The 20,205-nt window shown below is 49.2% G+C and carries 21 protein-coding genes; 5 read left to right on the forward strand and 16 right to left on the reverse strand.

Annotation, left to right across the window (positions count from 1 at the left end):
• Nucleotides 1–20 precede the first annotated feature (20 nt).
• Complete coding sequence (locus tag KKH3_RS09650; RefSeq protein WP_039358657.1) at nucleotides 21–911, reverse strand: coiled-coil domain-containing protein; 891 nt, start codon at nucleotides 909–911, stop codon at nucleotides 21–23.
• Between the two features lie 243 nt (nucleotides 912–1,154).
• Between KKH3_RS09650 and pptA the strand changes: the two genes are divergently transcribed.
• A complete protein-coding gene (pptA, locus tag KKH3_RS09655; RefSeq protein WP_039358660.1) occupies nucleotides 1,155–1,385 on the forward strand; it encodes a tautomerase PptA in 231 nt (76 codons plus the stop codon).
• Nucleotides 1,386–1,405: 20 nt separating this feature from the next.
• On the opposite strand, the gene yddG is transcribed toward pptA, so the two are convergent.
• From yddG to KKH3_RS09675, 4 genes are all read right to left on the reverse strand, one after another.
• A complete protein-coding gene (yddG, locus tag KKH3_RS09660) occupies nucleotides 1,406–2,317 on the reverse strand; it encodes an aromatic amino acid DMT transporter YddG (RefSeq protein ID WP_039358663.1) in 912 nt (303 codons plus the stop codon).
• A gap of 212 nt (nucleotides 2,318–2,529) precedes the next feature.
• Nucleotides 2,530–4,041, reverse strand: coding sequence for a pyridoxal phosphate-dependent decarboxylase family protein (locus KKH3_RS09665; protein ID WP_039358665.1), 1,512 nt, complete (start codon nucleotides 4,039–4,041; stop codon nucleotides 2,530–2,532).
• 9 nt (nucleotides 4,042–4,050) lie between these two features.
• Nucleotides 4,051–5,436: a diaminobutyrate--2-oxoglutarate transaminase gene (locus KKH3_RS09670; RefSeq protein WP_139338649.1), complete on the reverse strand. Its 1,386-nt coding sequence runs from the start codon at nucleotides 5,434–5,436 to the stop codon at nucleotides 4,051–4,053.
• A 356-nt stretch (nucleotides 5,437–5,792) separates the two neighbouring features.
• On the reverse strand, nucleotides 5,793–6,665 hold the full coding sequence (locus KKH3_RS09675; RefSeq protein WP_039358671.1) for an arginase family protein: 873 nt from the start codon (nucleotides 6,663–6,665) through the stop codon (nucleotides 5,793–5,795).
• Between the two features lie 239 nt (nucleotides 6,666–6,904).
• Between KKH3_RS09675 and KKH3_RS09680 the strand changes: the two genes are divergently transcribed.
• Nucleotides 6,905–7,477 (forward strand): TetR/AcrR family transcriptional regulator, encoded by a 573-nt coding sequence (locus tag KKH3_RS09680; protein ID WP_039358673.1) that lies wholly within the window; start codon nucleotides 6,905–6,907, stop codon nucleotides 7,475–7,477.
• Between the two features lie 44 nt (nucleotides 7,478–7,521).
• On the opposite strand, the gene KKH3_RS09685 is transcribed toward KKH3_RS09680, so the two are convergent.
• From KKH3_RS09685 to KKH3_RS09700, 4 genes are all read right to left on the reverse strand, one after another.
• A complete protein-coding gene (locus KKH3_RS09685; RefSeq protein ID WP_039358676.1) occupies nucleotides 7,522–8,817 on the reverse strand; it encodes a glycoside hydrolase family 10-like protein in 1,296 nt (431 codons plus the stop codon).
• Nucleotides 8,818–8,822: 5 nt separating this feature from the next.
• Nucleotides 8,823–9,110, reverse strand: coding sequence for a VF530 family protein (locus tag KKH3_RS09690; protein ID WP_039358679.1), 288 nt, complete (start codon nucleotides 9,108–9,110; stop codon nucleotides 8,823–8,825).
• 372 nt (nucleotides 9,111–9,482) lie between these two features.
• Nucleotides 9,483–9,890 (reverse strand): nuclear transport factor 2 family protein, encoded by a 408-nt coding sequence (locus KKH3_RS09695; RefSeq protein WP_234991531.1) that lies wholly within the window; start codon nucleotides 9,888–9,890, stop codon nucleotides 9,483–9,485.
• Nucleotides 9,891–9,900: 10 nt separating this feature from the next.
• The gene (locus KKH3_RS09700; protein ID WP_039358685.1) at nucleotides 9,901–10,236 is read right to left on the reverse strand and encodes a nuclear transport factor 2 family protein; all 336 of its coding nucleotides are present in this window, start codon (nucleotides 10,234–10,236) and stop codon (nucleotides 9,901–9,903) included.
• Between the two features lie 155 nt (nucleotides 10,237–10,391).
• Between KKH3_RS09700 and KKH3_RS09705 the strand changes: the two genes are divergently transcribed.
• Complete coding sequence (locus KKH3_RS09705; protein ID WP_039358688.1) at nucleotides 10,392–10,658, forward strand: YjbD family protein; 267 nt, start codon at nucleotides 10,392–10,394, stop codon at nucleotides 10,656–10,658.
• A 19-nt stretch (nucleotides 10,659–10,677) separates the two neighbouring features.
• On the opposite strand, the gene KKH3_RS09710 is transcribed toward KKH3_RS09705, so the two are convergent.
• From KKH3_RS09710 to KKH3_RS09740, 7 genes are all read right to left on the reverse strand, one after another.
• Complete coding sequence (locus tag KKH3_RS09710; protein WP_072034521.1) at nucleotides 10,678–11,559, reverse strand: HTH-type transcriptional regulator ArgP; 882 nt, start codon at nucleotides 11,557–11,559, stop codon at nucleotides 10,678–10,680.
• Nucleotides 11,560–11,750: 191 nt separating this feature from the next.
• A complete protein-coding gene (locus tag KKH3_RS09715; RefSeq protein ID WP_039358691.1) occupies nucleotides 11,751–13,724 on the reverse strand; it encodes a methyl-accepting chemotaxis protein in 1,974 nt (657 codons plus the stop codon).
• Nucleotides 13,725–13,876: 152 nt separating this feature from the next.
• Nucleotides 13,877–14,353: a GNAT family N-acetyltransferase gene (locus KKH3_RS09720; RefSeq protein ID WP_039358694.1), complete on the reverse strand. Its 477-nt coding sequence runs from the start codon at nucleotides 14,351–14,353 to the stop codon at nucleotides 13,877–13,879.
• Between the two features lie 65 nt (nucleotides 14,354–14,418).
• Complete coding sequence (locus KKH3_RS09725; RefSeq protein ID WP_039358696.1) at nucleotides 14,419–15,615, reverse strand: MFS transporter; 1,197 nt, start codon at nucleotides 15,613–15,615, stop codon at nucleotides 14,419–14,421.
• 137 nt (nucleotides 15,616–15,752) lie between these two features.
• Nucleotides 15,753–16,304 (reverse strand): TetR/AcrR family transcriptional regulator, encoded by a 552-nt coding sequence (locus KKH3_RS09730; protein ID WP_234991530.1) that lies wholly within the window; start codon nucleotides 16,302–16,304, stop codon nucleotides 15,753–15,755.
• Nucleotides 16,305–16,412: 108 nt separating this feature from the next.
• Nucleotides 16,413–16,808 (reverse strand): cytochrome b562, encoded by a 396-nt coding sequence (locus tag KKH3_RS09735; RefSeq protein WP_010275013.1) that lies wholly within the window; start codon nucleotides 16,806–16,808, stop codon nucleotides 16,413–16,415.
• 275 nt (nucleotides 16,809–17,083) lie between these two features.
• A complete protein-coding gene (locus KKH3_RS09740; RefSeq protein WP_039358702.1) occupies nucleotides 17,084–17,512 on the reverse strand; it encodes an OsmC family protein in 429 nt (142 codons plus the stop codon).
• A 312-nt stretch (nucleotides 17,513–17,824) separates the two neighbouring features.
• On the opposite strand from KKH3_RS09740, the gene KKH3_RS09745 reads away from it, so the two are divergent.
• Both KKH3_RS09745 and KKH3_RS09750 read left to right on the forward strand, forming a co-directional pair.
• Nucleotides 17,825–18,514, forward strand: a complete 690-nt coding sequence (locus tag KKH3_RS09745; protein WP_039358705.1) for an expansin EXLX1 family cellulose-binding protein — start codon at nucleotides 17,825–17,827, stop codon at nucleotides 18,512–18,514.
• Nucleotides 18,515–18,802: 288 nt separating this feature from the next.
• The gene (locus tag KKH3_RS09750; protein WP_039358707.1) at nucleotides 18,803–20,203 is read left to right on the forward strand and encodes an SrfA family protein; all 1,401 of its coding nucleotides are present in this window, start codon (nucleotides 18,803–18,805) and stop codon (nucleotides 20,201–20,203) included.
• The last annotated feature ends 2 nt before the right edge of the window (nucleotides 20,204–20,205 follow it).

Raw genomic sequence — 20,205 nt, forward strand, 5'->3', positions numbered from 1 at the left:
CCTCAGATTCAGCAAAAAGGTTAGTTTGTGCAGATACGCTCGCCATCCGGAAGTTGCAGGCCGTTTATGTCGAGCAATTCTTGAGACTTAAGCAGTAAAACATTCAACGATTCAGATTCTTGGTGCAGGCGACTCACAATAAACCGACGGTCTGAAGTCGGATCGAGACCGTTAAGCTCCGTCAAAGAGTCGTTAAATCTAGCGAGTAGGGTGGCGTTATCCTGTTTGAGCGTTCTAATCTCGGTCAGTGATGCTTTGATCACGCCGATCTTGTTTTCGACTGCGGCAATATCAGCTCTGTTTTGCTCAGACTTCGTCAGGTTTTCCTTTAACTGTGCTTCAGCCTGATCATTTTCATTGCGCGCGGCCTCATATCGTTCTTTAGAGCCAGCGGCTCGCATGTCGATTTCCTGCCTTTTGTTATCCAGCCTGCGCAAATCCCCGTTCAGGCCAGTAATTTCTCCGGCAAAGTCACACATGAAACCCAAAAAGCCAAACTGACGTTTGCAACTGTCAAGTTCAGCCTCTCTTGCACGAATCTGATGCCTGATTTCCTGCATCTTGTTTTCCAGATCACGCCGTTCCATCAATGCCATCTCAAGGCGGTTGGAAAACTCTTTAGCTGCATAGGTTGCACGCTCCAGTTCGGTAGCCAATTTCTGATCCTGACGGTGCAATTCACCCGCCGTTTCCTGTAACCGATGACTACTCGCCTCAAGCTCCGCATCTTTATCAGCGTAGCACTGTCCTTTAGCGACCAGCGCCGCATCAATACGCTGTGCGTTGGCAATCTGCGCATTGAATGCTTCAATTTCAGATGGCGTCAGCGTTTGGGTTGCCGCTGACAGAGAAAGGGATGTAGTAAAAAATATGGCGAGAAAAGCACCCCAGAGATAGTTCAAGCGCAGCATGTTGGATTCTCCCTATTGTGTATTCGTCGAGACTGAAACGTCACGGACTACGGTAGCAATAGGGAGATCTGTCGTGATATACGGCATCTAACTGACAGTATGGCGGGTGTAATGCATAGGCTGACAACATTTTGGGATAAGACGAGCTTCTTCTGTGACATACTGATTTTCAGCGTTATCTTGTTATCGTCGTCAGGCACGATAAGAGCCAACGTGCCATCCCATTATTAAAAGGACCACCCGATGCCCCATATTGATGTCAAACACTTCCCGAGAAATCTGTCTGAAGAAGAGAAGAAAGTTGTCGCGGAAGATCTCGCTGCGGTTTTGAAGAAGCACTTCGGCTCTTCCGACGATTCGCTTTCTGTTGCGTTTAACGAAATTCAGCCGGAGCGCTGGAAGGATGATGTTTACGATCCCGTCATCAAACCGCAGTTGGATACGTTGGCGAAAAAGCCGGGGTATTCGTATTAATTCGCCCGTATCCCGACGGATTAATTTGCCTGCTCCGAAACGCTTTCCACTGTAGCGGAGCGGGTTGACCACCAACACAGTAGCGATCCCAGACTAACCATCGCCGCGCCTTGCCAAAAAGCAATGGTTAACGTCGAATTAAGAATAAATGACGCAAGCGCCGCGGAAATGACGGGAATGAAATAAGACGCGGTCGCCAGAACGGTGACGTTACCGTGAAGAATACCCACGTTCCATGCGGCGTAACCAAACCCCATAGCGCCGGCAGCGAGAATCAAGCTGATAATAACAGGCGTGCTGATAATAAACGCGGGTTGAGGAGCAAGCAGATAGTGAACCCACAGCGTTAACGCCGTTAGCATAAAGAAGAGGGTAATACCGTTCGCACCGTTCGCGATTTTCTTGGTTACCGCGCAGTAAGTCGCCCAGATAATGGCGCCGCCAAAAGCCAGCCCATAGCTTAATGGATTGCTATAGAGGTTATTAATAATGCTGCTCAAGGATAACCCTTCGTCACCGCCTAATACCCAGCCAATTCCCGTGATAGCCAGCAGCATTCCGGGGATGATAACCAGACTGGTTTTTTGCCGATTAACCAAGACGGATAAAAGAATCGTCAGGCTTGGCCAGAGGTAGTTAACCATGCCGACTTCGATTGCCTGAGTGCTGCTATTGGCATAGCCAAGGGATAAAGAGAGGCACAGTTCGTAGCAGACAAACAGCATACTGCCAGCAATGAGGTAGGATACGGGGAAGGTTTTGATTTTAGGAAAGCCGACCGTAATGAATAACATCACCGAGCTTAACGTGTAGATCATCGCTGCACCGCCAACCGCCCCGAACCCTTCACTCACGCTTCGAATCAGCCCGACAATGGCACTCCAAAGTACGACCGCGGTTAACCCAATGAGTGTTGCTTTTTGTGATGTCATTTATTTATCTATCCCAGAATTTCTATTTATTCCATAGCCGTGGCATCAGCACACGTCCACGAAATAATACGGCCAGAAAACCCAGTATGATGAAGCATGATGCAGTGCAGGTTCAACCGTTAATCATCCAACGTGAACGAGGAAGCTCGTCATAAAAAAAGCCGATAACCTGTTATTGTTATCGGCTTTTCACGATGCGGTAGAGCAGGGAATTAGGCAGTCAGCAACGGCTGAGCAGTGCTTTCAACCAGTGCTAGCAGGACTTTGACATCGTCCAGGCTGACCGTTGGGTTCAGTAGCGTCAGTTTCAGGCAGGTTACGCCGTTAAATTCGGTGACGCCTACATTGGCACGTCCTGATTCCAGCAGTGCATCGCCAATGCGTTGGTTCAGCAATGCGATAGTCGCATCATCCGCTGTCGCCAGCTGTTGCGGACGGAAACGGAACAGTACGCTTGCCAACTGTGGCTGCATCACCAATTCCAGTGAGGCATGCTTATCCACATACTGTGCAACCTGCTGTGCCAGCGTGACGCCGTGATCGATGATCGCGGCGTATTGCTGCTGGCCTAAGGCTTCCAGTCCCATCCACAGCTTCAGCGCATCAAAACGACGCGTCGTCTGCAATGATTTCGACACCAGATTAGGGACACCCTGTGCTTCATCAAACTCAGAGTTCAGGTAAGCCGCCTGATAGCGCATCAGCTCATAGTGGCGAGCTTCTTTCAACAAGAAAGCGCCGCAGCTGATGGTCTGGAAGAATTGTTTGTGGAAATCTAACGTAATGGAATCCACCAATTCAATGCCGTCCAGATAATCGCGATACTTCTCGGACAGCAGCAGTGCGCCGCCCCAGGCTGCATCAACGTGTACCCAAATTTGATGTTCTGCCGCCAGTGTTGCAATCGCCCGCAAAGGATCGATCGCACCAGCATCAGTGGTGCCCGCCGTCGCCACAATCGCCAGAATCTGCTCGTCGTTAGCCTTAGCCTGCGCCACTTTCTCTGCTAAATCGTTCAGATCCATCCGCGCGAAGCGGTCAGTTTTCACCAGCGTAACGCATTGATAACCCAGCCCCAGTAAAGCCATGTTCTTTTGCACCGAGAAATGGGCATTTTCAGAACAAAACACTTTAATTTTCTTCAGGTTACCGACCAATCCATCTTGCTGGATTGAATGTCCCTGACGGGCAAAGAAGGCATCACGCGCCAGCATCAGCCCCATCAGGTTACTCTGGGTGCCACCACTGGTGAACACGCCAGCATCACCAGATTGGTAGCCTACCTGAGTACGAAGCCACTCAATCAACTTCATCTCGATGATGGTTGCTGAGGGGCTTTGATCCCACGAGTCCATGCTCTGGTTCGTGGCATTAATCAAGACTTCCGCCGCCTGACTGACTACCAGACTCGGGCAGTGCAGGTGAGCGACGCACTGTGGGTGATGCACCGACAGGCTGTCTTTCAAAAAGTACTCAATCGCGCGCTCGATAGCGGCCTGGTTACCCAGCCCCTGAGGATTAAAATCCAGCGTGATGCGTTCACGCAGTTCAGCAACGGTTTTCCCCTGATACATCTCAGGCTGTTGTAGCCACTGCATAACGGCTTGACTACTCTGCGCGATCGCTTCCTGATAGGCTTCGATACTCTGCGCAGAAGAGGCCAGAATCGGGTTGACTTTTGTTTCCACTGCTTCTGTTTCCACTAATTTGGACATCGTGGTCATTCGCTCCACTCAGACTGGCTTCACGCCAGCAGACAGCAGGGCGTTTTCAAATTTATCCAGGAAGATTTCCAATTCAGCATTGCTGATCAGCAGGGAAGGCAGCAGACGCAGAACGCAACCGTTACGGCCACCGCGCTCCAGAATCAGACCTGATTCAAAGCATTTTTTCTGCAACAGCGCAGACAGCTCGCCATCAGCCGGGTAGCAGCCCATGTGATCCTGCGCTTCGCCAGGTTTAACAATCTCAATACCGATCATTAATCCCAGGCCGCGAATATGGCCGATCACCGGATAACGTTTTTGCAGCTCAGCCAGTTTGGCTTTCAGCCATTCACCTTGCTCAGCAACTTTATTGGCTACCTGATTGTCTTTGAGGTGCTTCAGCGTCGTCAGGCCGGTTGCCATCGCCAGTTGGTTACCACGGAAGGTACCGGTATGGTGGCCCGGTGACCAGGCATCGAACTGCTTCTTGATACCCAGTACAGCTAATGGCAAGCCGCCACCTACTGCTTTGGACATCACGATGATATCTGGCTCAATGCCAGCGTGTTCGAAGGCGAAGAATTTACCGGTACGAGCAAAGCCCGCCTGAACTTCGTCGATGATCAGCAGAATACCGTGTTCCCGCGTCACTTTACGGATGCGTTGCAGCCACTCGACAGGTGCCGGGTTAACGCCGCCTTCGCCCTGAACGGCTTCCAGAATGACCGCCGCAGGTTTGCGTACGCCACTCTCAACGTCGTTGATCAGGTTTTCAAAGTAGTAGGTCAACGCTTTAACGCCAGCTTCACCGCCAATACCCAGCGGGCAGCGGTACTGGTGTGGATAAGGCATAAACTGGACTTCTGGCATCATGCCGTCGACCGCTTCTTTTGGTGACAGGTTACCCGTTACCGACAGCGCGCCATGCGTCATGCCGTGGTAGCCACCGGAGAAGCTGATCACACCAGCACGACCGGTGTATTTTTTTGCCAGTTTCAGCGCAGCTTCAACAGCATCGGCACCAGAAGGGCCCGTAAACTGGAGGCAGTACTCTTTGCCCTGGCCAGGCAGTAAGGAAAGCAGATATTCGGAGAACTGATCTTTCAACGGCGTTGTCAGATCAAGTGTATGTAACGGCAAGCCGCTAGTAATGACACGTTGGATGCTTTGCAGCACGTCAGGATGGTTATGTCCAAGCGCCAGCGTTCCCGCCCCGGCCAGACAATCAAGATATTGATTATTCTCAACATCGGTGATCCACACGCCTTCGGCTTTCGCAATTGCCAAAGGTAATTTGCGTGGATAACTCCTCACGTTCGATTCAAATTCAGCTTGTCTTGCCAAATAGGTTTCATTGTTTCCGTTTAATGAATTCGCACCTAAACTGTCAATACGGACTTTATCCGTCATCATATCTCTCCTACAACCGTGTGCTCGCAGGCAACCACAGTTGAATAAATGAATTAAACATGTAACTGCTATAAGAAAAACGCGGCCAATATAGGGTTTTTCAGTCACCGACTCAATGATTTATTTCGTTTCGAAACTTTTATTTTTTTACATAAAAATCAACAACTTGATCGCATTATTGCGAATTATGATGCCATGGGTATCTTACATGCTTATTAAATAAGCAAAAAAAATCCTCCTACAGCAGAATTCCTGAACCGAAAAAGTGGCAACAGCGGGGGTAAACAGCACGTTTAGCTAGAGCGAGCGGGGAGAAACTTACGGAAGTTGCAGAGGTTTTTGAAACCTCTGCAACGCATTTATCCAATGAGTGGAAGTGATGCCAGCATCTTTTTAAGGTTGATCGCATCCCAGGGGAGATGTTCAGCAATTGTCAAACCGACTGGCTCAGCCTTGTCTGTCGCTCGGTTAAGCAGGCTGACAACATCTGCGATACTAAGCGTTCCCTCGGCCACATCGCCAAAATCGCTTTTCCCTCTGCCTGGTCGGGCAAACAGTACCGATCTGAACAGCGCAGGATCTAAAACATCCAGATCGATATGGATGGCAAGATATTCAATGGCTTCTTTCGCAATCCAGTCCATGACAGGTTGTGCTCCGTTTTTAACTTCTTCGGGGCTACACGTCGCAATATTATGCTCGGCGATAAACCGAGCTTCGTATTCCAGCGGATCATGAATACCCGCAATCATGACTTTTTGGGGTGATAAGGATTTATGAACATCCCGCGTTAATGCTTGATCCCCATATCCCATGAGTGCGCCGAGGACATGCGCATGAGAATGTGCAAATTGCTCCGGCGTCATCACATCGGGATGTGAATCCACCCAAAGCACGCCCAGCTTATCTCCATATTTTTCGACAAGATAAGAGAACGGCATCAGGGAAACCAGACAGTCACCACCCAGCACGACGATGGTGTCCGGTTTATGCTTCATAATGGCTTCTCGAGCGTGACCCAGCTGCGTAATCACCTGATTTCTCCCGATAATGCCGTTTTCGTTTAGCAGCGGTTCGTCGGATGGCGGGGGAACATCGATCTCTTCAACTGCGCCTTTAGCTTTTGGAGCGAGCCATGAAAGCAGATGGGAACCAAAGTGATAAGAAGCATTATTTCCGCCTTGCCACTGAGGAAAAATGAGTCTGAGGCTATTGTTTGATGAATTCGTCATGGGTGTTTGCTCATTTAGTTGAGGAAGAGTGCTGGTCTTCGCCTGAGTTGATGGCGATATTTATCAGCACCAAAATGAATGATCGTTCATTCATTTTGGTGCGCACGTGTTCATTTTACAAGTCATCATTTTTGATATCGCTTTTCCCGCGAGAGCACGACAGGCCAGAAAAGCCAGGTCTGGCATGGAGAAAAAAAGCGCGCTAAAGTGCGCCCATTGATAAATAGTCAGGATCAACCATGACGAATGACAATGTGACCTATCACAAGCTCATCACGGCCGCAGCGGCTTGTTTTGCGGAGAAGGGGTTTAATGCAACCAGCATAAAAGAAATTGCTACACGTGCCGGCATCAGTCAGGGGGCAATGTATACCTACTTCAAAGGGAAGGGTGAACTGATCTCTGCAATCGTGTTAGAAGAACAAAAGTCAGCGCTTGCGGCTCAGGCGTTGTCTCATTCAGGTTCGTATCTGAATTGTGTTTGTTCTTTGCTTGAATCATGCATCAGCGATGTGGGGTATCCTGCCTCACACCATCTTTGGGTTGAAATTATTGCTGAGTCTGCCCGTAATCCGTCCTTACGTGAAACCTTCATTACGAGTGATAAGGCAATGCGTGATGGGATAGGCAAAATAATAGAAAAGGGCGTAGAAGCGGGAGAATTCAGTAATAGTATTAACATCGAAGAGACCACAATTATGCTTTTTTCAATCATTGATGGTCTTATCGGCCGGAAAGCAATAAATAAAGATTTTTCACCCGAAAAAGACTTGCCTTCCTTTCGTCGAACGATCGAGAAAATTTTACGTTAAGTGATGTTTATTTTAAGTAATAACGTGGCGCGGGTTAGCGCCCGTTAGATCGGGTTCCAGCGGTTTCTGAGGTAATTAACCGCGTCCTGGGTCTGTGGTTGATTGAGATAGTTCTCTCTGAACAGAATCGTACCGTTGATTTGCGGCATAGACTCGTTCAAATCGAGCTGTTTTTTCAGCTCCGGCACGCCACCATTTATCATCCAGTCAGGTTCATTCTTTGAAGGTTCACCCACTTTATACAGTGCAACGCCAATATAGAGACGCGTATTCGTCGGCTTCACTACATCTGCCCACCATTTTGCCAATACATCATAGCGAGCCGCGTCACGCGCGAAGGGCCAATATATCTGTGGGGCAATGTAATCCAGCAACCCTTTCTGCACCCACAGGCGGGTATCAGCATAAGCTTCATCGTAGGCAGCCGCGCCGCGCGTATCAGAGCCTGCCGCATCGTGTGATCGGTTGCGCCACACGCCTGCGGGGCTTACGCCGAATTCAACGTCAGGCTTCAACTGCTTAATCGTGTGCGCAACCTGCTCAATCAATAGCTGTGTATTGTGCCGCCGCCAGTCTGCTTTTGAGCCAAATCCCTGACCATATTTCTTAAACGTCTCAGCATCGTTAAGCATCGAACCGGATGATTCAGCATAGAAGTAATCATCGAACTGCACACCATCAATAGGGTAGCTCGCAACGACTTCGGCCACGATACTGGTGATCCAGCTTCGCGCTTCCGGGATGCCAGGGTCGAGCACAAAACGATCGCCTGCGGTGCGGATCCAGTCACGGTGCAGCACAAATACGCTGGCCGGATTCTGCGACAAGGTGCGATTTAGCTCCGCTACGGTCGTGGACTTAGTGTTAACGGAGACGCGATAAGGATTAAACCAGGCGTGGACTTTCATGCCACGTTTGTGCGCTTCATCCAGCATGAACTGTAGCGGATCGTAGCCAGGATCCTCACCAATATTGCCCGTTAACATATCTGACCAGGGCAATATTTTAGAGGGCCAGAGTGCGGTACCATCAGGCTTAACCTGGAAAAATACGGTATTGATACCGAGACTTTTCAATTTATCCAGCTTGGCTTTCAGCGCATCCTGCTGCTGAGTCACGCGACTAGCCGGGCTGCTGACATTGATGGATGTCACCGGAGGCCAATCCAGGCGGGAGACGGTCGCTAACCAAACACCGCGCATGGGTTCCTTATTCTGTTGAGATTTCGCTGGAAGCGGCTGTTTAACAGGAGGAAGCGGGGTGACAAGCGAGCTTGGTGGTTTAGACGCGCAACTGGCAAGTAGAAGCGCAGCAGCAATAAGTACGACTGGCTTTTTCACGTTGGTTAGCTCTTATTTCTGCGGCTATTCGCCCATGGGTCAACGGCGATCTCATCCGATTTGGCGGAAGTGACATCATCCAGAGAATCAAGATACAGCGCTTCAACTTCGGCACGCGCCCAGGGGGTTCTACGCAGAAACTTTAAACTGGATTTGACGCTCGGATCGCTTTTAAAGCAATTGATGTTGATCCGTTTACCCAACTCAACCCAGCCAAAACGGGCAACCAGCGCATTGACTTGCATTTCAAGCGTGACGCCATGCAAAGGATCTTTAGAAGTATGAGCAGTCATGTAACGTCCAGTAGTTTCAGATTTTTGTTCAGGATTGGGCTTGAGCAACGAAGGTTACAAGAAAGCAGGGCGAGCGGCAATGTTATGCAGCTATATGGGGAGTTTCTTACGTAGCGATGTCCGCGAGTATTATCTTGCAGAAAGATAGTGTGCGGAGCGAGTCCTGATGAAACCACGGCCTGGCTACTGTAAAAAATGATTAATGCAGTGGGCTAGGTGGATAATGGCGGTTACAAAGTCTGGTACGTAGCTGAATATTTCATTTAACATAATATACATTATGCGAACCCATAGAGGCGCACGCAGGAACTGGCCGTTCAACTGAGCAAATTCCCCATCAGTAACATGTCATCTATCGCCAGCCATCGATACTTAGTTTGCTGTTGGTGTTCCCTGATGAAACCGCATTTGCCAGTCAGCGGGATTTTGACTGTCAGCATTTTTAATCCACAGCGATGTCCGCCATGTTTTACTGACGATGTTATTCTCGTCTGCCCTGTAACTCAGGTATGTCAGCAGCACACTTTTTTCATCCACCACTGATAACTCGAAGTTATCGGCCTGTATCTGTTGTTCAACCGTTTCAGAAATTAGTGCATCGATAACCTGCTGTTTGTCGTATCGCATTCCAGAACGACCAATTTCAAAAAAGTCGCGGTGCAGCAGCTGATCAATGATGGTTTTCTGGCTGCGCGTTGCTTGGCAATGAAGTTGTCTTTCATAATGCACAATCAGCGACTGTAACGTTTGTGTCTCTGATATCATGAGTTCTGAGCCCATTCACTGTTTACTACGGAAAGAAAAACCAAGCTGTATTAATAAGCCCGTTATTAACTTCAAAGACGGCAATGCTTTCTATTGGTTCTGCTGAAAGCCCATGGATTAATTCATGATCAAATACTTTATTACCTAATACTGTACGAGATAGCAATTCCGCTCTTAGTTTTGGGTTGTTGAATCGGTTATTCACGTAAAACTCTCTCAGTGCTTCTTTTCCTATCATCGACGGCGTTTCTGCTGGCATACGGTATGCTTTAAAATCCGGTGCAAAACATGACACGAATGTATCGATATCATGTTCGTTATAGGCTTTAAACTGTGCCGCTACGGCCAATTCTGGTGACATATTTCTCTCCATTATGTGTTTTTCTACTGTGCCTGAATAAATAAACTGTGTGTCAATTATCAAGAAATCAGGAAGACTCGCTGCACGATTTATCTAGGTCTCGGAGCGTTTTCCTCTACAATATATTTTCCAGCCCGCTTATCAGGTCCATTCCCATGCCAAGACTGACTCAGAAAGACATGACAGAAAGTGAACAACGCCAACTCAAGACGTTACTCGATCAGGCGAGAAAAAAACAGGGTCGTTCGCTAACCAACTCTGAGAGTAATCATATTAAAGACGATTACATCGATAAGCTCATGAAGGAACGTGAAGCCGTAGCAAAACAGGCAAAGGCCGAGAAGAAGAAAAATAAGTTTAAACCTGATTCCTCAGTCACATATGAATGGTCAGCCAGTACAAATCTACGCGGACGTCGCTAGTATTTCTGGCTTGACACCATTAGCGAAAAAGATACCGAACGGCCGCAACGCGTACGCTCTGACTTAATACATCCAGCGATGTTGAGCGGATATTCCAGCGGTGCCAGTACAGTCGAGTATCGATAGGATCCCCGGATTGAAACGGGACTAATTCGCCTTTTTCCATATGAGATGATGCCATATGTTCCGGGATCATCCCCCACCCTAGCCCTCTAACAATGGCGCCAACAAAGGCCGCTGTTGAAGGAACAAATTGCTGTGGCGGTTCAATCGCTATCGGAACCAGCGATGCTATAAATAAGGATTGTAATCTGTCCTTATTATTAAATATTAGGAGCGGTGCTTTCTGTAAACTGTCCGCATTGATGCCGTCAGCAAAGTACGTGTCGTGAAAAGTTTGTGAGCAATAGGCGCGATAACGCATCGTTCCTAAATACTCCACGCCACATCCCTGAATCGGCTCCGGGCTGGCACTGACCGCCGCCATAACCCTGCCTTCACGCAGCAAGGTCGCCGAGTGTTCCTGATCCTCGGCAAGAATATCGAGCAAAATACCAAACTGGTGGCAGGCATCATCCATCGCATCTAAAAACCATCCATCGATAGAATCCGCATTCACAGCCACTGAAATACTTTGTCTGGCTGGCATTTCAAGCGTGCTGAAAAGCTCGCTCTCCAACATATCTATCTGTTCGGCGTGCCGAAGTAGCGCTTGCCCCGTCGGCGTTGCGCGACAAGGATTGCCCCTTACAATCAGCACCTGACCAAGCTGATCTTCCAACTGCTTGATGCGCTGGCTAATGGCTGACGGCGTGACATGAAGCTTACGAGCCGCAATTTCAAAACTGCCGCTACGGACGATCTCCATAAACGCTTTCAGACAAGGATAATTCAGATGCATGATTATTTTTTCTTAAAAATATCAGGATGATTTAATTTGCCTTAATTAAAGGAGCGATACAACTTTCGTTGATCGATGAATGGCATAAGCCGTACTGGGGGAAATTCAGAGAAGAACGTGAACAATAATCGCAGAATGCGTAAAGAGATTGCCCGGCAATCTCATGGTTGCCGGGAGAAAGCGTGACTTTTTTATGTTAATAACGCATGGGGTAACGTGGGCTGCGGCTCCAAGTGGAAATGCTCTATCGCCTGCGCTAGTGACATGGATTGATCTTCCAGCGAGCTGGCAGCAGCCGACATCTGCTGTACCAATGCGGAGTTTTGCTGAGTGACGCCATCCATTTCATTGACGGCAATCGTGACCTGACTAATGCCCTTCGCCTGCTCATCCGATGCCGTGACAATCTCACCGATGATACTTTGTACTGAGCTAACGGCGTGTGTCATATCCTGCATAGTTTTACCAGCATCATTCACCAGTTTAACGCCGCTTTCAACACGCTGGCTGGATTCCTCAATCAGTGCGGCAATCTCCTTCACCGCACTGGCGCTGCGCTGGGCCAGACTGCGAACTTCCGATGCCACGACAGCGAATCCTCTTCCCTGCTCACCCGCGCGTGCAGCTTCTACCGCGGCGTTCAGTGCCAGAATGTTAGTCTGGAAAGCGATGCTGTTAATCATGGTAGTAATATCGCCAATTTTCTTCGCACTCTCATCAATCTGCGCCATCGTTTGAACCACTTGACTGACTAATGATTCGCCGCGCTGAGCAATTTTCGTGGCATTCTCTGTCAGTGTCGTCGCCTGGTGGGCGTTGTTGGCATTGTGTTTCACCGTTGCGGTGATCTCTTCCATGCTTGCGGCGGTTTGCTCCAACGCAGCGGCCTGCTGCTCCGTACGCGATGCAAGGTTGAGGTTACCGCTGGCAATTTCCGCAGCGCCTTGTCGCACGGAATCACTGGCATCTTTGATCTGTTCGACCACCTGACGCAGCTGTGACTGCATTGTATTCAGCGCGAAGAACAGGCTGTTACGATCGTTGGCTTTCACGTCAATCACATTACTTAGTCGACCTTCCGCCACAGCCAGAGCGATTGTGGCAGCTTCGCGTGGTTCGCCACCAAGTGGTTTCAGCACTTTACGACTGAATACCCAGCCCAGTAGTGCGCTCACCAGCAGAATACTGATCACCATCATGATGACGGCATTCATTAACTGACGTTCAGAAGCAGCCATCACCTGACTCACTGGCGCAACAATCCCCAGATACCATTTCTCCGTGCTGTTGCCGATGGTGACTGGTTGCCAGGTAACCAGCGCTTGTTCACCCAGAATGGCATCGTCGTGTTGTACGACCGCTGAGGTGAAGTTGTCCGTCGACCCTTGCCAGGCTTTACTCGTTTGGGATTTATCAGGATAAGAGATGACTTTACCGGCGCTGGATAACAGCATCGCGTAGCCACCGCCTTCCCAGGGCTTAATCTGGTTAACTTTTTGCTGTAATGACGCAAGAGAAATGTCTGACGTAACGACGCCCCACAGTTTCCCCTGGCTGACAATAGGTGCGGCGACCGACGTCAGCAATGTGGGAACGCCGTTGTAAGCATAGGTATAGGGTTCGATCAGCGTATCTTTCTGGCTCTTTTGCGGCACAAGATAGTAATCGCCCTGACCGGGAGTCAGAAAAGATTGCAGGGGGTGCATTTTGTAGTTACCGGCCTGATCGCGATCGACAAACCAGGCGTAACGGCCTTTAGGTGCCTGACCCGGCTGCTCGGCAAACTCGGCATCACGTCCGTCAAACGCATTTTCTTCAAAAATAACCGAAATCGAGAGATATTCTGGGTTATCCCGTAGCGCAGACTCCATGATTTTATCGACGACAGCGCGGTCTTTAACACCCGCGGCAGGCAAAGCCACTAGCCCATGTCCGAGGTTGTGTGCTACATCTCGGGCATAGTTGAGTTCCTGTTGAATTCTTAGTGCTTCGCTCTGGGCGATCTGCTGTAAATAGCGTTCTGCCAGAGACTTTTGTTCACGACTAGACTGCCAACTGAGCACCCCGATGGTGACAGCGAAACCGAGTGCGATGGTTAATGCGCCAGTTAACAGTACCTGAGCGCGGGTACTCATTGTCTTTTTTTGTATTAATTGTGTGGCCATTATGGCTCTCCTGATGTTGACCCTGGTAGAAATCAACATTCCTTTGCAGTGAGCTCCCTGCTATGTCTATCGGCGCTTTTTTTTTGAACTTTAGTGGCGCAGATAAGCTCAGGATAAGGGACGGAGAGCCGTGATAACCGTTTACAATATTTCTACTTTTGCCTGTCTGAATTCAGTATCTTATTCATATTAAAACCGGTAGTCTGGAAGCCGATTTTTTCATACAACGCCTTCGCTGACTGATTATTCACCGCCACTCTTAAACCAACCTCATTGATCCCCACGGCAGCCACTACGGCTTCCATTTCCAGTAATGATGCTTTTCCCAACCCTAGCCCACGCCACGCTGGCAGAAGGAAAAAGTCGGATACCCAGGCAGAGTGTTTATTAAACACAACCCAGAGGTAGCCAATCACCGGCTCTGTATTATCAGCGTGAATACACCAAAGTGAATTCTCTGCCGTATCAGGGCCTTGAGGTAACGCGATATCAATCGACTGTGTTGCGATCGCCCTTGCTTTCTCTGCGTCATAACCACGGGAATCCTGTAGATCCTGAGCATATTCCAGAATAAAACACTGGCGATATGCAGCAAATTCACCAGCAGACATCTTTTTTAAATTAACCATTTTCCCTCACGACAATATACGGATGTGCACGGTTCCGTAACACGCAACAGTACCGTGCAGAAACATCAGGATGGGGTGTCAGATACCGTTTTGGCCGAACGTTCGCGGGCGGAAGACGAACAGATAAAAGCCAGAATCACCATGACGAGCACCGGCAGCATGGCGATGCGTAACCCCGCAACCTCACCAAGAAAGCCCAACGCTGGCGGGCCCACAAGAAAAGCAAAGTAGCCCAGCGTCGCAGCAATAGTGACGCGAACGGCACTGTTCTCCCCACTTCCTGCGGCGGAAATCGTGAGCGGGAACCCCAACGATGCCCCAATGCCCCAGAAAATAACGGCGGCGGCGGCCAGCAGCGGCGCATCAGAGAAGATGACCAGCGTCAGCCCCAGCGCGGCAGAGGCGGCACTGAATCGAAGTACATTGACCTTGCCAAAGCGATCGACAAAATACCCTCCGGCAAAACGGCCCAGCGTCATACCTGCCGTAAATCCGACATACACGAGTGTTCCCGTCGTGTGATCGAAGTTGTGACCATCGATCATCAGCAGCGGTAGCCAGTCGTTAGCAGAACCTTCCGCAAGCGCCATCGCGAGAATAACCACACCCAGAATCAATAATCGGCTGTCTTTAAGTTCATTGAAAACCTGAGTCTTGTAATTACCCTTTTCTTCCTGCCCGGCGCTGGCTAAATCACTCAACCACGGCATTTGGCGCATCAGCAAAATGGCGGTGAATATCGACAGTGTCACCACCACCACAAAATGCAACGTCGTGTTAACGCCAAAAGCCGTCATCGCCATCCCTGCCAGTGCACCAACCAGCGTCCCCAGGCTGAAGAAACCATGTAGTGTTGTCATCAGGCTTTTTTTCAGATGTTGCTCAAACGCGGCACCCTCAATGTTGATGGCGATATCAACCAATCCGACACCTGCACCGAAAATCAGCAGCCCCATAAAGGCGCTGGGCGTGCTCCGAATCGAAAGCGAAACGGCAAGCACAAGCAACCCAAGCAGAAGCAGCAGAAATCCACTGACCATGGTTTTACGGATGCCGAGGACATTAATGACTTTGCCTGCACCCAATACGCCCAACATAGAGCCACATGAAAAGCCGAACAGAATCATCCCCATTGTTTCCGTTGAAGCATGAAGAACATCACGCATAACAGGGGTTCGGGTCACCCAGGTTGCCCACGTGAAACCGGGAATGAACATCAGCCCGAACAGCGCAAATTTATTGATAGCGGGTTTTGTGGTCATAGCTCTCGTCGTCTTTATTTAAATCAATTCGTACATACGTACGAATAACTATCGCACGAATATGTACCACTTTGCACCTGTTTCACGACGTTCTTTTTTAATGGGAAGGTGCCTGACACGATCGCGCCAGGCAGGAATTAAGAGGTCAGTTTGATTACCGTATTGAGAATATCTTCGCGGCTAACAGCTTTATTATTAAGATAGTTATGGATTGTGTACCCTTCGATCACCGCATCCAGTGAACACGCAGTCGCAATGTTGAAATGAAGGTGAAGCGATTTTCTACTACGCGTCATCCACTCCTGCAATATTAGCCGGTACTCTTCTTTACGCGATGCCAGCGCGTACAGTTCAAAACTTAATGTCAGGTGGCGCGGTGTCGCCCAGATATCGCCACAGATCAAGTCAACAACCGCTTCACGTGCGCTGTCGATATCTTTTGCTTGTTTAAGGCGGACACGAAATGCCTGCGAGATGCCATCAACCATGTAGATGAACGCACTGTTCAGCAGTAATTCAATACTGCTGTAGCGATAAGTCAGAGTCCCTGGTGATAGCCCGGCCTGTTGCGCAATTTTCCGGTAGGTTGCTCCTCGCACCCCATGATCCAGTATGACTTCCAGCGCGGCTTCGAGAATTCTGTGTTGTGTATCTTTGCCATCATGCGTTTCATCGTGTGATGGTGACATGATCCCGTTCCCCCTTAACTGACAATTCTAACAATCGTAGCCTTTATAACAAAAAAAGCCGCCAGTGAGTCCAATCCCACTGGCGGCTTATAGTAAACGAAAAGTGACTTAGCCTCTCAATTTACTGTGGTATTCGCCTTTCAACGTATTGATTTCAGCTAACACCGCTTTGGCTTCGCTTAGTTTACCGGCATCCGCCAGAGCCTGTGCGCTGTCCACTTTTTGCAAAATCTTATCCAGACCTTCCACATAGGCTTTTCTGTCTGGGCCATCGGCAGGCTGTTTGGCGAAATCAGGCGGTACCTGCGTTTTAGCGTGCTCAACGTGCTCACGGAATGTGCTCAGCGCAGTTTTCAGCGCGGCGGCATCGTCTGCTTTAGTGGCGGCGGTATAACTTTTTTGCATACCACGCATGTCTTCCGACGTGGTGGCATTTGCCAAAACAGGGGTCAGCAAACTACCGGCCAACAGCACAGAAAAACAGATCTTGGTCATTTTATTCATCTTGAACTCTCGCTTGTGTTCCACAGCACGACATACTCAGAGAATCTGACCACCACAAACTGGCCAGCCCAATATTGCTCTTGTTATATTGCGTCCTACGTCATAGCCCGCATCATGCAGCAATGACTATGCTAATTTTATGGTTATCATCGTAAGGATGTTAAATTATTTTTAATCATTTCGTTGTTTTTAATTGTATAAATGTAAAAAAGCTTACCGGAGTCGTCCTGGTAAGCTTTTTATTAGCACAATTTTTATCGCTCAGCGGCCTGCGCTTAGTTCAACTGATACTCCAGCGTAATCTCGGCTTTGAGCACTTTTGACACAGGGCAACCTGCCTTCGCTTTTTGGATGATGCTATCGAACGTAGCCTCATCAATGCCCGGCAGTTTTACCGTACTGTGCAGCGCGATTTTGGTGATCGCAAACCCGCCATCGACTTTATCCAGCGACACATCTGCGGTGGTATCGATAGACTCAGGTTTATGCCCTTCTTCGCCTAACATCAGCGAGAGCGCCATAGAGAAACAGGCCGCATGCGCTGCGCCAATCAGTTCTTCCGGGTTCGTGCCGGGCTTCCCCTCAAAACGGGTATTGAAGCCGTAAGGTTGCTGTTGCAGTGCGCCGCTTTCCGTTGAGACGGTGCCTTTCCCCTGCTTGATATCACCTTCCCAATGCGCTTGCCCTTTCTTATGAATGGTCATGCTGTCTCCTCTTCATCGTTATATATACCCGTCATACTTCAAGTTGCATGTGCGAAATAATGTTGTCACCCTTTAAACCGTAGAACACATTTTGAATAAAACCAAATATATTATTTACTCATATAATAATTTCATCCTATAGAAATAAACCCAGTGATATATTCACTGCTTTATTTTTTTAAGATAAAACCGATTTACTTATTTATACAAAAACCAGATAATCAATTCGCCAAAAAATGGACTTCCGTTTTGGTTCTTTTATTTTTACCACTCACCTATGTTATTAATCTTGAATCATATTGGATGTGAAACATGAATAAAATAACCTCATTAGCCTTATCTGCATTATGCGTTATCCCTCTGATTAATACCGCCCACGCTCAGTGGGAACTGGACGACATTTGTTACGGTTATGCCACCGCGACAGGCTCTGGCTATCAGGGCGGTGCCCTTTTGCTGGATCCGATCCCGAAGGACATGGAGATCACCGCGTTAAATCGGAACCAACTTGATTATCGCGGCGTGAAAGCGTCACTGGCTGGAGCCTACCTGAAAGTAAACGGACCAAAAGGCAGTACGGTGGTTTATGTCACCGATCTCTATCCTGAAGGTGGCGACTGTGCATTGGATTTATCGTTTAATGCCTTTGAGAAAATAGGCGATCTGCGGGATGGGAAAATTAATATCGACTGGACGCTGATCGAAGCGCCGGTGAATGGCAACGTTATTTATCGAATAAAGGAAGGTTCAAATCCTTATTGGGCTGCGGTGCAATTCAGGAACGTAAAATACCCCGTTATTGAGATGAAATATATGCGCAATAACCAATGGATTGCTGCACAGAAAACCGATTATAACCACTTTATTGTTGAGCACGTTGGAATGAACGATATTCCGATTGAATTTACCGACGTCAAAGGCAACGTCCTCAGCGATACGCTGCCGCCGATGTCACAAAGTACCTCATCCGCCTACCTGATCACGGGTAACGTCCAGCTTTAATTCTGACTGCCTTGAGGGAGGCTGACATCGCGCAGCGTCCCTCATTTCTGCAAATCATAGCTGAAAGAGGATGCATCATTTTTGCCAGCGTTTTCATCATATTATCTGGACGTTGTCTGCCGTACGTGAGTACACTTCCCGTTTCCCACTTTTTCTATTGCCCAAATATTTGTTAGTTTTATCACTTCTTTAAGCGTTTGATTCGCCATCATTCGCACTACAGTATACCCTGTCGCAGAGTACTCTCTATTTTCTGCTTTAGGCATCATTACAAAAGGTCTCTTTTGCGTGGCAAAATTATTTTTACGTAGTGGAAGTTTGGATGATTTTCTGGCGTTGGGTGAGAACGGGCAGCCAGTTTACGCATCAGCACTTCAATTGCGGGAAACGTTACGTCTCAGAAAACAGCAGCAAATTGCCGATTGTCTGGCAATTCCCCAGCCCAACGAGCATGGTGACCGCATTGACTGGTATTCACCAGTTGACGGTAAAGTCACCTCCTGGATTGCCGCGAGCGAAGAAGAACGAGAAAAGGCGCTGGCGTTGCTGGAAACTTATCAAGCTGCGGTTGCCGACATCAGCCAGCGTGCGCAAAATGCAGAAAAAGCCGGGCAGAAACTTTTCGGTGTCCTGCTGGCAAAAGCGATACAGTTCCCTGGGGCAAACCACGTCTATCTGGTTGATGGCAAACCCGTCTTAACGTTCTGGGGTTTCGTCAATCTCGATAAAAAATCTCGGCTTGATGCATTGGACTGCCTACGACCTGTCATCAAGGAAACGGAACCGCTTTTTGTTGCATCCGCCCCCGTGGCAAATGCACCCACACTGCCGCTGGTCGATCCCGTTCCCGAGCCGGAACCACAGCCTGTCGTTCAGCCCGAATCGGTCGACCCAACACCTGCACCCGTTGCCGCTGCGGCAGCCGTGCCTGTTCGCCCGCCGTTCTTTCGCCTGTGGTGGCTGCTTCCTGCCGCCGCACTGTTAGCGATTTTGTCATTGCAAATACGTGGCTGCGTGTCAGGACAGGACGACAAGTCGACATCCGATGTAGCCGCGACGGTCAAGCAAGAAAAACGCGCCCTGCCTTCTTCTACCCCGGCTGAACCTGCGCCACAGCAAGAAAGCACACCGGTTCCCCCTGTCGTAGAAAAAGAGGCCGTGAAAGCCGTTGAGACACCGGTTGCTGCCGCGCCTGTAGAAGACGCAGTCAAACCGGAAGTCCCTGCGGTCACGGAGCCGGAAGCGCCTGTTGCGCCACCGGCTGAACCCGTTGTTGAGCAAGTACCAGCGGTTCCTGCGGGCAAAGATGATTTAGTCATGCCAGCCGACGCGGTGAAAATCGGCTCCATCAAATTCCTGAACGGCAACTGGCGCGTCATTGTTGATGGCAAAGCGCCGATTACCGGCAGGCCGCCTAGCCTGCGCTACCAGATTCAAAATGGAAAAGGCACAGCACGTATCACTCATGGTGACGGTGTCACGTGTCGCGCTAACGTTGAGGCAGGATTAATGAGCTCTGGCAATCTGATCATCAACAGTCGCTCCGGCGCCCGCTGTTCCGATAATTCTCGTTTCCAAATGCCGGAACTGGTCTGTAAACAAGGTGCCTCCGGCGCGGCGGCAGAGTGTATTGGTCGCTATGACGAAAACACCGTTTTCCCGATGACGATAAAGCGCGAGAGTAAATAATC

The sequence above is a fragment of the Pectobacterium actinidiae genome, from assembly GCF_000803315.1.
In the GTDB taxonomy this organism is placed as follows: Bacteria; Pseudomonadota; Gammaproteobacteria; order Enterobacterales; family Enterobacteriaceae; genus Pectobacterium; species Pectobacterium actinidiae.